Origin of the sequence: Pseudomonas sp. NPDC089408, from assembly GCF_044749445.1 — a bacterium.
Taxonomy (GTDB): Bacteria; Pseudomonadota; Gammaproteobacteria; order Pseudomonadales; family Pseudomonadaceae; genus Aquipseudomonas.
Window position 1 is genome coordinate 30,827 of record NZ_JBIVHY010000024.1, and the last position, 12,708, is coordinate 43,534.

The following is a 12,708-nucleotide window of genomic DNA, read 5'->3' on the forward strand; positions in this document are numbered from 1 at the left end:
ACATTGATCGGTGTCGCTCACATATCTTTGGCTCGACACCGCCCGTTGTAGGAGCGGGTTCACCCGCGAATGGGCCGGGCCTGCCTGCCAATTTCCCCCGGCCGTTCACCGTTGCCGTCACCACCGTATTCGCGGCTAAAGCCGCTCCTACATGGGTCGGTGGTGTGCACACATCGTTGGCTCGACACCGACCGTTGTAGGAGCGGGTTCACCCGCGAACAGGCCGGGCCTGCCGCCCAGTTTCCAGCGGCCGTTCACCGTTGCCGCCACCACCGTATTCGCGGCGGTCCGACGCCTCGATAAACCCGTTCCCACAATGATTGCCATTTGTAGCCCTCCTGCCACACCAAGAAAAACGAACACACAACAGCAGTTTTTTGCATGGAGAGACCCGTTAGCAGACCATGATTTTCTACTGGCACGGGTTTTTTCAACGATATTCAGGGAGTAACCTCAGCACACTCAATCCCTCTGGCCCAATCAGGTTATCAACCCTGTTGCAGGCACCAGAGAGGCAAAAATATCACCCAATCCAATAGAATTTCCATCGCCATGCCAGACGGTTTCGCTGATTTGCCCTCGCTGAATGCGTTGCGTGTTTTTGAAGTGGTGGCTCGTCACCTGAACTTCCGTGTGGCGGCCGAGGAACTGGGCGTGACCCAGGCGGCCGTTGCGCAGCAGATACGCGGGCTGGAAGCGAGCCTGGACCTGCGTTTGTTCGAGCGCTTACCCCGTGGCCTGGCGTTGACCGATGCAGGGCACAGCTACAGCGGCAGCATTCGCAGTGCACTCGCCATGATCGACGAGGCAACACGCTTGCTCAGGCCACAGGCTGCTCACCTGACGGTCAGCGTGACGCCGACCTTTGCTTCGAAATGGCTGATTCCCAGGCTGGGCAGCTTTGCGCAGCGTTATCCAGACATCGATTTGCGTGTGCTGGCAACCGATCGGCTCTCGCACTTCAGTACCGATGGCGTAGACATCGCTGTTCGCTACGGCAAGCCCGATTTCGGCGCGGGTTTGAACAGCGAGTTGTTGATGGAGCAGCGCATCGTTGCAGTAGCCAGCCCACGGTTGTTTGAAGGAAGCGAAATGCCTGCCAGCTTTGAGCAGCTTCAGGATTTCATCATGCTTCACGATGCCCATAACTTCTGGCCTCAGTTTCTTGCAGAACTGTTCCCGCAGCACGCGCAACCTACGGCCAGGAACCTGCGCTTCAATCAGACCTCTCTGGCCATTGACGCAGCAATCAGTGGTCAAGGCATTGCGCTGGCCAGCCTTGCGTTTGTCGGTGATGACATCGCTGCAGGCCGGCTGATTCAGGTTTTTACCCAGCAGCTCAGGCTCGACAAGTCGTTTTACCTGGTTTGGCCGCGCAAGATGAAACAGTCTGATTCATTAAGCATTGTCCAGAATTGGCTCAAGCATCAAGCTGTTGAGAGGTGATCTACTGGAACAGTGCCTGTGTGGGCGCGCTGTACTTTTACGCTGACAAACGCTCGGCAAAATGTGCAAAGCCGTCAGCCAAACGGTCATGGCTATTTGCCTCGAGCGGGCTATCGTTGCTGTCTGTGCAACGACTACCGATCGAGGGTAGAGCCATGAACACCAGTGACTTACTCGAACAGTTACTTCGCGCCGGCCAGCGTTCGCAAGCACAACAAGGCAGCGGCGGCATGCCCTCGCAAGATGGCCTGGGTGGTTTGGGCGGCTTGTTGGGCGGCCTGCTCGGCGGGGGTCGCAGCGGCAGCGCTGGCGGCTCTGGCCAGGGGCGCGCCGCAGGTGGCATCAATTACGCGGCCCTGGCGTCGCTGGGCATGATGGCGTTCCAGGCCTATCAAAGCTGGCAGCGCAGCCAGGCGGCAGCCCCGCAGCAGGCGCTGCGGACAGTCGATCAATTGTCCGGCCCCGAGGCTGAAGACCACAGCCATGCCATCTTGCGTGCGCTGATTGCTGCCGCCAAGGCTGACGGGCGCATCGACCAACAGGAAGAGCAACTGATTTACGCAGAAATCAAGCGCCATGCCGACGACCCGCAACTGCAGCAATGGCTGGATGAAGAGGTCAGCAGGCCCCTCGATGCTGCCGAAGTGGCGCAGTCGGCGCGGGACCCGGCGATGGCCGCGGAAATGTACCTGGCCAGCGTCATGTTGGTGGATGACCAGCAGGACGCCGAGCGGGCTTACCTTGACGAACTGGCAAGTGCATTGCAGATCGACCCGACGTTGCAGGTGCACCTGGAGCAGCAGGCCAGGGGCGCCGCTTGACGGGCGCGAATGCACAAGAGGCTGGCTTGTCATTTGCGCAGGCTTGAGGCAGGGTCGATACCACAGACATTTCTGGCGAAGGAATCACCCCATGTCGAAGCTCTATCCCGGTATTGATCCTGAGGGCCTGATCGAGTATTCGGTGGTATACACCGACCGCTCGCTCAACCACATGTCGCAGGCATTTCAGGGGGTGATGAGGAATATCTCCAGCACCCTGAAACAGGTTTACAACGCCCAGGCTGTTGCGGTGGTGCCTGGCAGCGGTACGTTCGGCATGGAGGCAGTGGCGCGGCAGTTTGCCAGCGGCCAGCAGTGCCTGGTGATCCGCAACGGCTGGTTCAGTTACCGCTGGAGCCAGATCCTCGAAATGGGCAACATCCCTGCGGCCACCACGGTGCTGAAAGCCCGACCGGCCGAAGCGGGGCGCCAGGCGGCTTACGCGCCACCCCCTCTGGATGAAGTGCTGGCGGCCATTGAGGCGCACAAACCGCAGATCGTCTTCGCCCCCCATGTGGAAACCTCATCCGGGATCATCCTGCCCGACGATTACCTGCGCGCCGTGGGCGACGCTGTGCATGCGGTGGGCGGCCTGTTCGTGCTCGACTGCATTGCCTCGGGCACGCTGTGGGTCGACATGCACAAGTGCGCGGTCGACCTGCTGATCAGCGCACCACAGAAAGGCTGGAGCGCGTCCCCTTGCTGCGCCCTGGTGATGTTCAGTGCCCTGGCCCTGGAGCGCATCGAGCACACGCAAAGCAGCAGCTTTGCCTGCGACCTGAAAAAGTGGCTGCGGATCATGCAGGCCTACGAACAGGGCGGGCATGCCTACCATGCGACCATGCCCAGCGATGCTCTGGCGCGTTTCAACGACGTGATGAACGAGATGCAGGCCTACGGCTTCGACAAGGTCCGCAGCGAACAACAGGCCCTGGGCGACCGGGTGCGCGCCATGCTGAGTGGCAAAGGCATCAAGAGCGTGGCCGCCGCCGGCTTCCAGGCCCCGGGCGTCGTGGTGAGTTACACCGATGATGCCGACATCAAGAACGGCAAGAAATTTGCCGAACACGGCCTGCAGATAGCCGCCGGCGTGCCGTTGCAATGTGACGAGCCGGCCGACTTCCAGACGTTCCGCATCGGTCTGTTCGGGCTCGAGAAACTGCACAACATCGAGCGCACGGTCAGTACGCTCGAGCAGGCACTGGATGAAGTGATGGGGCAGCACTAACCTGGCCCATTGTAGGAGCGGGTTCACCCGCGAATGCGATGGTGATTCAACCGCCGCATTCGCGGGTGAACCCGCTCCTACAACAGTCACGCGGCCTTGGCTTTCCCGATCAGGATGTCTTCGAAAAACGCCCCGACCGGCTCGGTCGGGTGGCACAACTGTATTTCCAGCACCCACACCACCTCGCTCGGAACAATCTCCACCTCGGCCAGTTTCTCCTGGCTGTACAGCACATGCGGGAAATCGGCGACGCGATGCCCGGCCAGGTTGCGCTCCAGTTGCCAGCCCTTGCCCTGGGCGCTGCGCTCGGCGAAGTCATACAGCTCGCGCCCGGTCAGCCCGCGGCCCCAGGCCTGGCGGGTTTCGTCGAACACTTCATGCAGGGCCTTGACGCACGCGTGGTGCAGTGGATGCTGGCCAAACACGAAGGTGTCACCGTAGTCGCCTTCATAGCCATCCCAGACCGGACCAACGTCGACCACGACAATGTCTGTAGTGCGTAATGCACGTTGTAACTCAATGCCTTGCCGCGGCGTGCGCACGGTGTCGTCGCCAAAGCGGATGTAGGTCGGGTGCCAGGTGTGCGACGCACCCATTGCCTGCAAGGTGTGGGCAGCCATCTCCAGCGCCTGGGCGGTGGTCATGCCGACCTGTAGCTGGCTGGCGATCGCGGCCACGGCGCGCACCGACTGTTCGCGGGCAGCGAGCATGCCATCCAGCGAGTAACGGGGGCCGACCTTTTCCAGTTCGGGGTGCAAGGAGCTGGCAGTGGCAGCGTGTGGTGTGAGGGCGCCGCTGGCCACGAAGGCCTCGGCGACAACACGGTGCGGTTGCACACCGGCCGCCAGGCACTGCTCGCGTACCTGCTTGATCATGCTGGCATTGCCGCAGGCGTAGACCTGCGTATCGGCCCATTGATGCGTCTGGGTCAGCGCCACGTGCTGCACGCGAGCCTGAGCCGAAAGCACCGGGTGCCAGCGAAAGCGCGGGTGCGCAAGGGTGGCCTGGTCGAGGAACGTACGGTCATACCAATCTGCTGTTGTCGAACCGCCCCAGTACAATGTGACCTCGGCGTCGCCGGCCAGGGCGGTCAGCAGCAAGGGCTTGATGCCGGCGTAGCCTGTGCCGGTGGCGAACAGCACCAGCGGACGCTGGGTTTCATGCTGCCAGGTACAGGCACCCAGCGGGCCTTCGAGTTTTACCGAGTCGCCTGCTTGCAGGGCGGGCAGCACGCCTTCGCTGAACAGCCCGCCGCTGACCGTGCGAATATGAAACACCAGCCGCCCCTGGTCCTGTGACGGCAGGTTGGCAACGGAGAAGCAGCGGCTGTCACCCTTGTCGAGCAAAAACCGGACGTACTGCCCGGCACGTACATCCAGCGGCTGGGCAGGCTGCAGCACCAGTTCGACGATGTCCGCACTCAGCGCGCGCTTGCTGTGTACCTGTGCTTCGAACTGCAGGGCCGGGGAATCCAGTGACCAACCGGGTATCTCCAGGCGCATGTCGCTGCAGGCGTGGCTCTGGCACAGCAGCATTTCATCGGCGGCCAAGGGATAGGAGGGCGCTGGCGTGTCGGCATCGCGCTGCTTGTCCTGGTAGTGCCCCGACACCACCTTGACCTTGCACGAGCCGCAAGCGCCGCGGCGGCAAGAGAACGGAACCGGCAGGCCACTGGCGAGCATGGCATCGAGCAGCAATTCCTGGCTGGCGGAGAAGGTTTTGCCCGAAGGCGACAACTCAATGACATGGCGGCTTTGCATGAACACCTCGGGGCGATTGGAGGTTCGATTGTTGCTATAGTCCAGGACCAGCAGAACCTCCAGTTTTGGATACTTCACATGGTCCAGCTACGCAAATGGCAACCGCTGCTCAGGCTTGAGGGCGCGCAGGCGTCGTACCGGCAGATTGTCGAAGGGTTGGTGGCGGCGATCAGCGAGGGCCGCCTGCGCCCCGGCACGCCGTTGCCGGGTACAAGGGAAATGGCCCAGTTGCTGAACGTCAATCGCAAGACGGTGATCCTGGCCTACGAGGAAGCCGAAACCAAAGGCTGGCTGCAAAGCGTGCAGCGCCGCGGCACCTTTGTCAGCCCGCAACTGGCGCCGGGTAGCCAGGCTGCGCCAGTGGCCGTGCGGCCCTTTGCCCTGGCCCTGCCAGAAGAGCCCGCGGTAGCCTACTTCGCGGCGAACGAGCAGGCGGCATCCCGGCAAGGTCGCCCGGGTGCGCTGTTTTTCGACAATGGCGCCTGTGACCACCGGCTGTTGCCGCAAGCCGTGCTGCACCGCTATTACCGCAACGCCTTGCGCAGCAGTTTCACCAGCAACAGCGTGCGTCACGGCAGCGAATGCAGCAGCCATTACCTGCGCACGGCTTTGGCTGACATGTTGCGGCACAACCGCAGCCTGAACGTTGGCGCCGAGCATATCTGCCTGACCCAAGGGGTGCAGATGTCGCTGTCGCTGGTTGCCAGTGTGATGCTCAAACTGGGTGATGTGGTGCTGGTTGAGCGCCTGAGTTATCCGCCGGCATGGGAGATCTTCCGCCAGTCGGGTGCCACGCTGGTCACCGTGGACCTGGACCATGAAGGGTGCCGGGTCGATCACATCGCTGCCCTGTGCCGGCAGCACAAGGTACGGATGATGTACATCACGCCCCATCACCAATTCCCGACCACGGTCAGCCTGCCCGCCGGGCGCCGGCAGCAGTTGCTGGAGCTGGCGCGCCAGCATGAGTTCTGCGTGGTCGAGGAAGACTACGACTACGAGTACCACTTTGCCGGGCGGCCCTATCTGCCGTTGGCCAGCGACCGCCAACAGCGGCATGTGATTTACATCGGCACAATGTCCAAGCCCTTGGGCAGCACCTTTCGCTGCAGCTATATCGTCGCACCGCCGGAGGTGATAGCGGTGCTGGAGCGCCGGGCGACGCTGACCCTGGGGCAGGGGGATGCGGTGATGCAGCGAATGCTCGCCGATTTGATCAATGAGGGTGAGCTGAAGAAGCACTTGCGCCGGGTCAACCGCGAGTACCGGCGGCGCCGCGAGACCTTGCTGGCGTGTTTGCATGAGGCGTTTGGCGAGCACATCAGCGTGCGTGAGCCGGAAGGGGGGCTGGCGTTGTGGGTGAGGTTTGCCGACTCGATCGATGTCGATCAGTTGGTCGACAACGCCTTGGCGCTGGACCTGGTAGTGCGCAGCGGGCGGCAGTTTTCACCGTTCGGTCATGCCGAGAATGCCCTGCGCCTGGGCTTTGCTTCGCTGGATGCAGATGAAATTCGCCAGGCAACCGAGCGCCTGGCGAAGGCGGCGAAATCTAAAAGCCAGGCGCGGTCCGTGTAGGAGCGGCCTTGCGTCGCGAAAGGGGTGCGAAGCGCCCCCGCAATCTCAGCTTCGTCGCAAGAATTGCCGGGTCCGCGCCGCGGCCCTTCGCGACGCAAGGCCGCTCCTACATGGACTGCGCTGGCTGTTGGGCCATTTACTACTGGCGGCGCCACACCTGGCCTTGCTCGCTGACCACCCAGGGCCTGTCAGCCGCATCGACCAGCACCCCACCCACCCAACGCTGTGCCGGGCTGTGATCAAGCCAGTGCTGCTTGCCTGCCAACACCTGTTCAGCCAGCGCGGTCAGCTGCAACGGGCGTTGCGCCCAGGCCTCACCTGCGCCTTCCAGCAGCAGCGGTTGCGGCGCATGGATCAACGGCTGCAGCAGCACACGGAACATCATGTCGCCCAGATAAGGCAGCGGGTCGTCCTGCATCATCAACTGGCCAAACACGCGCCCGGCCGGCAGCTCACCGCGTGACGCCAGCACGCGCAGCAGCAGGCGCTCGGTCAGGCTCAAGCCATCGTTTGCCCCAGGCAATTCCTGCAACTGACGCGCCAATGCCCGCCCCAGCAGCGGCAACGCCGGGTGCTGGCGGCCAGCAAGATCAGCCCAGGCCTGCGGATCGGCGGCGGTGTAGGCTGCCCATGCCTGGCGTGCCAGGGCCAGTGCATCCTCACCCAGTGCGCGACGCTGCGGCCACAGCCAGGCCAGCAGGTCGGGGGCCAGTTGGCCGATGCCGATGAAGCGCTCGATACCGGGCACCTGGTCAATTTCGATCAGCTCCAGCCGACGCGGGAGGCAGGGCAGGCTGGCGAGCACGCGGATCAGGAACAACTGGTCGTAAGCGTCGGCCTCGCACCACAGCACCAGCTGGCTGTCGCTGTTCAACCCGGCCAGTGCCGCCTGCTGTGCCGCCTGGCGAGCGGCAACCTCGGCGGCGTCGAGGTTGAACGCCTGTTGTACATAGGCGCCGCGCACTTGCCAGTACGGTTGCTCGGGCAGCGCCGGTACCGGGCCCATGACCATGGGGTCGTCGAACATCTGGAAGGCGCCGGCAAAGCCGGCAGTGCGCAAGCTGTGGGCGATGTCGTTGCCGCAACGCCAATGCTGCACGGCAGCCTCATCATCGGCGGCGAAACCGGGGTGGCGTGCGGCAAACGCCACGGCATCGGCATGCGCCTTCAGCCTGGGCCAGCTGGCAAAGCCGGCCTCGCGGGCTACCAGCCATTGGGTATCGGCAAGCCGGTAGTCGGGGCCTGGCAGACCAAGGGTGCGCAGTTGCTCGCGGGTGTCGTCGGCCTGGTGGTTTTTCAGGGCGCTCAGCAAGCGCTTGGCGCGTTTGCGCAAGGCGGGCAGGTCGAGCAGGCCGTGGTGGCGGGATGCATTGATGGCGGGCATGCCAACTCCTTTGGGGCTCGGTCCGCCGACAAGCCGGGAGCTGGTATGAGAATGTGTTGTCGCATGGCTCGGGCAACCCCTTCGCGCGGACCGCAGGCGCAGCCGGCGCCCAGGCCCCGACTGTAACGGTGCTGCGCCCCGGGTTGCAAACGATAGTTTTCCCAGGGGCTGCCCGGCGCCTTATAGTGGCGGGCTTTTCTCCGTTGAAAGTCAAAGGAATGACCCGCATGCGCGTGCGTACCCTGCTTGCCGCCATCAGTACCAGCTTGTCGCTGACGGCGGCCTTGGCCGCGCCAAGCCAGCCCGCGTCTGTGGCGAATGAACGCATTTCGGTAACGGTCGAGGGCACCGGCCCGGACGTTATCCTGATCCCCGGGCTGGCCTCATCACCTGAGGTATGGGCCGGGCTTGCCAGCACCCTGCGCCAGCAGCACCGCCTGCACCTGGTGCAGGTCGCCGGCTTTGCCGGTGCACCTGCCGTGCCCGCAGTCGACGGGCGCGTGGTTGCCCCGGTGGGCGAGGCGGTCGCGGACTACATCCGTAGCCAGCACCTGGAGGCGCCGGCCATCATCGGCCACTCGCTGGGGGGCGAGGTGGCGCTGATGCTGGGGGCACGCCATCCGCAGCAGGCAGGGCGGCTGATGGTGGTCGATGCGCTGCCGTTCTACACCTTGCTGGTCAACCCTGCGGCCACCGCCGAAGCCGCTGCACCGCACGCTGCGCAGTTCCGTGATGCGATGCTGGCGGCACCAGCCGAGCAGGCCGAAGCGATGCAGCGCACGGCCATTGACCGGCTGGCCAAGACTGCGGCGGTCAGGCCTGCACTGGTAGAGGCGGCGCTGCGCTCGGACCGCAGGACGGTAGCCGATGCCACCTATGAGCTGATGACCACCGACCTGCGCCCGGAGCTTGGCCGTATCCAGGTGCCGGTAGAGGTCGTGTATGCCTATGACCCTTTGTATGGCATGCCCGCTGCAAGCGTTGATGCGACCTTCCGTAGCGCTTATACCGGTACACCGGATATTCGGTTCAAGCGTATCGATGGCAGCTTCCATTTCGTCATGCTGGACCAGCCGCAGGCATTCACCGACGCTGTCACCGAGTTCCTCGGTCGGCATAAGCTGTGATCGCATTGGTCCTGTAGGAGCGGCCTTGTGTCGCGATCGGGCCGCAGCGCGGCCCCGGCAATTTTGCATGATGCAAAAAACGTGGGGGCGCTTCGCACCCCGATCGCGACACAAGGCCGCTCCTACAATCCAGCGCGCATCATTCAGCAACATCCGTGCGGTTACCGCCCACAAGCATCATCCGCGACCTCAAGCCTGCGCCAGCCCCTCCGATAGCAGCACACCCACCGTCGAATTATCGACCAGAAGTGGTGCCAACAAGGAGTACTGCTCGCATGCTTGCCAACCTGAAGATCCGCACCGGAATGTTCTGGGTGTTGTCGCTGTTCAGCCTGACCTTGCTGTTTTCCACCCTCAGCGCCTGGCGGGCAGCCGTGGGCAGCGACCAGCAGATCACCGAACTGGACCAGACTGCACACCAGTCGGACCGGTTGAACAATGCGTTGCTGATGGCGATTCGTGCCAGCGCCAACGTGTCGTCGGGCTTTATCGAACAACTGGGCGGCCATGACGACAGCGCAGCCAAGCGCATGGCGCTGTCGGTCGAGCTGAACGACAAGAGCCAGCAACTGGTCGCCGAGTTTGTCGAAAACGCCCGCGAGCCAGCCCTGCGCAACTTGGCTACCGAGTTGCAGGCTACCTTCTCCGAGTATGCCAGGGCCGTGGCGGGGCAGCGTGAGGCCACCCGCCAGCGCTCGCTGGAACAGTACTTCAAGGTCAACAGCGACGCCGGCAACGCCATGGGCCGGTTGCAGGCGCTGCGCCAGCAACTGGTTGGCCAATTGGGCGAACGCGGCCAGCAAATCATGCACGAGTCCGACCGCCGCCTGGCACGTGCGCAATTGCTCAGCCTGGGGCTGCTGGCGGCGACCTTGGCACTGGCGGTGTTGTGCTGGGCCTTCATTGCCCAGCGTGTGCTACACCCGCTGCGCGAGGCCGGCAAGCACTTCCAGCGCATTGCCAGTGGTGACCTGAGCGTGCCGGTGCATGCCCAGGGCAGCAACGAGATAGGCCAGCTGTTCCATGAGTTGCAGCGCATGCAGCACAGCCAGCGTGACACCTTGGGGCAAATCAGTAGTTGTGCCCGGCAGCTGGACGCAGCCGCCACCGCGTTGAACACGGTGACCGAGGAAAGCGCCAATAACCTGCGCCAGCAGGGCCTGGAGCTGGAGCAGGCAGCCACTGCCGTGACCGAAATGACCACCGCCGTCGAAGAAGTTGCGCGTAACGCCATCACCACCTCGCAGACCACCAGCGAGTCCAACGAGCTGGCCGCGCAAAGCCGTCGCCAGGTCAACGACAACATCGATGGCACCGAGGCCATGACCCGCGAGATCCAGACCAGCAGTACCCACCTGGAGCAATTGGTGGGGCAGGTGCGGGATATCGGCAAGGTGCTGGAAGTGATCCGCTCGGTGTCCGAACAGACCAACCTGCTGGCACTCAATGCCGCCATCGAGGCTGCCCGTGCCGGTGAGGCCGGGCGCGGCTTTGCGGTAGTAGCCGATGAGGTGCGCACGCTGGCTTACCGCACGCAACAATCGACCCAGGAGATCGAACAGATGATCGGCCGTGTGCAGGCCGGTACCGAAGCAGCAGTAGCTTCGATGCAAGCCAGCACCAACCGCGCCCAGTCGACCCTGGATGTGACTCTGGCCTCGGGGCAGGTGCTGGAGGGCATCTACAGTGCGATCGGCGAAATCAACGAGCGCAACCTGGTCATCGCCAGTGCGGCCGAAGAGCAGGCACAGGTGGCACGGGAGGTGGATCGCAACCTGTTGAACATTCGCGAATTGTCCAACCAATCGGCGGCCGGGGCGCAGCAGACCACCGAGGCGAGCAAGGCATTGTCGGGGTTGGTGGGCGAGATGACGGCGCTGGTCGGGCGGTTCAGGGTCTGAACTGGAGCCGCTGTACAGGCCTCGTCGCCTTCAAGCCATGCACAGTTTGTGTAGGAGCGGCCTTGTGTCGCGAAAGGGCTGCAAAGCAGCCCCAGGGTTTCAGCGCAGTAACAAAAATTGCTGGGGCTGCTTTGCAGCCCTTTCGCGACACAAGGCCGCTCCTACAAATACAGCGTGAGTTTGACTCCGGCGCAGTGGGCAACCTCAGCCCGGCTGCGCCGCCAGGCTGTTGCTGACGTTGCGCCCCAGCACCAGCACCGTGACAAAGCCACAGCCCACCAGCGCCGTGGCCAGGCTCAGCAGCACCGCCGTGCCCATATGGTCGACTACTTGCCCGCCAAAGAACGAGCCCACGGCAATGATCACCTGGAACAAGGCCACGAACAGCGGCATGCCCCGCTCGACATCCTTGGGCGCCACCACAAACATCCAGATATTGGCGCAGGCCGGGAACGCACCAAAGGCAAAGCCCCACAGCGCAATCAGCATCGCCGCGCCGGTCATGCCGGTGGCGAAGTGCGGGAACAGGGCGGTGCTGACAGCGATCATCAGCGCGACCAGCATCAGGGTATGCCGCACGCTGCGGTTGGCCGCATAACCGGCAAAAATGTTACCCATGAACCCGGCCACGCCATACAGCAGCAACAGCGAGCCAATGGTTGGCCCATCGAAGCTTGCGTTCTGCTTGAAGAACGGCGCCACATAGGTATACGCGGCAAAGTGCGCAAGGCCGATCAACAGCACGGCAATCAGCCCGACCCGCGCCTGCGGGTTGATGAACAAGGCCGGCAGGTCGCGCACGCGAATGGCCTTCTCCGGCATCAGCCGTGGCAGCAGGAACACTTGGGCCAGCAGCACCGGGATACCCACCAGTGCCGTTACCAGGAAGGTCATGCGCCAGCCCATCAGGCCACTCAGCCAGGTGCCCACCGGCACGCCGACCACCGTCGCCAGGGTGACTCCGGCCATGATGATCGAGTTGGCCTTGGCGACGCCAACCCCATCCGGTGCCAGGCGCCCGCTGAGGGCGATGGCGGTGGCCCAGAAGCCGCCGATACTCACGCCCAGCAGCACGCGGCCGAGCAACAGCAGGTTGAAGTCGCCGGCGTAGGCGACGATGGCGTTGGCGATGATCATGTTCAGGGTCAGGCCGATCAACAGGTAACGCCGGTCCAGCGCACCAACGCCCACGGAAATGATCGGCGCAGCCAGTGCGGCCATGATGCCGGGCAGGGTCACCATCAGGCCGGCGAGGCCGGCACTGATGCCCAGGTCGCTGGCCACATCGTTGAGCACGCCCACCGGCAGGAACTCGCTGGTGACCAGGGCGAAGGCGCCGACGGCGACCGAAAGAATCGCCAGCCACTGCTGGGCGACGCTCTGTTGATTATGTTCGGGACGGCCCCGTGGGGCCTGGCTGGCACTTGGCATGGTGTCGGGTTCCAAGGAGGGATGTCGCCTGTAGC

Annotated in this window: 9 protein-coding genes; 6 read left to right on the plus strand and 3 right to left on the minus strand. The window is 63.6% G+C overall.

All coding sequences use genetic code 11. From position 1 onward, the window contains the following. Positions 1-552: 552 nt before the first annotated feature. The 3 genes from ACIP02_RS25095 (at position 553) to ACIP02_RS25105 (ending at position 3,495) form a co-directional block, all read left to right on the plus strand. A complete protein-coding gene (locus ACIP02_RS25095) occupies positions 553-1,446 on the plus strand; it encodes a LysR substrate-binding domain-containing protein (RefSeq protein ID WP_400622109.1) in 894 nt (297 codons plus the stop codon). Between the two features lie 155 nt (positions 1,447-1,601). Beyond that, the gene (locus ACIP02_RS25100; protein ID WP_400622112.1) at positions 1,602-2,267 is read left to right on the plus strand and encodes a tellurite resistance TerB family protein; all 666 of its coding nucleotides are present in this window, start codon (positions 1,602-1,604) and stop codon (positions 2,265-2,267) included. 91 nt (positions 2,268-2,358) lie between these two features. Beyond that, on the plus strand, positions 2,359-3,495 hold the full coding sequence (locus ACIP02_RS25105) for an alanine--glyoxylate aminotransferase family protein (protein WP_400622115.1): 1,137 nt from the start codon (positions 2,359-2,361) through the stop codon (positions 3,493-3,495). Between the two features lie 86 nt (positions 3,496-3,581). On the opposite strand, the gene ACIP02_RS25110 is transcribed toward ACIP02_RS25105, so the two are convergent. Beyond that, the gene (locus ACIP02_RS25110; RefSeq protein ID WP_400622118.1) at positions 3,582-5,333 is read right to left on the minus strand and encodes a M24 family metallopeptidase; all 1,752 of its coding nucleotides are present in this window, start codon (positions 5,331-5,333) and stop codon (positions 3,582-3,584) included. Between ACIP02_RS25110 and ACIP02_RS25115 the strand changes: the two genes are divergently transcribed. Next, on the plus strand, positions 5,334-6,830 hold the full coding sequence (locus tag ACIP02_RS25115; RefSeq protein WP_400622121.1) for a PLP-dependent aminotransferase family protein: 1,497 nt from the start codon (positions 5,334-5,336) through the stop codon (positions 6,828-6,830). Between the two features lie 139 nt (positions 6,831-6,969). Here the strand turns inward: ACIP02_RS25115 and ACIP02_RS25120 are convergent, their stop codons facing one another. Continuing rightward, a complete protein-coding gene (locus tag ACIP02_RS25120; RefSeq protein WP_400622124.1) occupies positions 6,970-8,214 on the minus strand; it encodes a DUF1835 domain-containing protein in 1,245 nt (414 codons plus the stop codon). 227 nt (positions 8,215-8,441) lie between these two features. Here ACIP02_RS25120 and ACIP02_RS25125 point away from each other — a divergent pair, with 227 nt between their 5' ends. Together ACIP02_RS25125 and ACIP02_RS25130 are read left to right on the plus strand one after the other, a co-directional pair. Next, positions 8,442-9,341: an alpha/beta fold hydrolase gene (locus ACIP02_RS25125; protein ID WP_400622127.1), complete on the plus strand. Its 900-nt coding sequence runs from the start codon at positions 8,442-8,444 to the stop codon at positions 9,339-9,341. Positions 9,342-9,616: 275 nt separating this feature from the next. Next, positions 9,617-11,242 carry a methyl-accepting chemotaxis protein gene (locus ACIP02_RS25130; protein ID WP_400622130.1) on the plus strand — a complete coding sequence of 542 codons (1,626 nt, stop codon included), beginning with the start codon at positions 9,617-9,619 and terminating at the stop codon, positions 11,240-11,242. Between the two features lie 204 nt (positions 11,243-11,446). On the opposite strand, the gene ACIP02_RS25135 is transcribed toward ACIP02_RS25130, so the two are convergent. Beyond that, positions 11,447-12,673 (minus strand): MFS transporter, encoded by a 1,227-nt coding sequence (locus ACIP02_RS25135; protein ID WP_400622133.1) that lies wholly within the window; start codon positions 12,671-12,673, stop codon positions 11,447-11,449. Positions 12,674-12,708 lie beyond the last annotated feature (35 nt).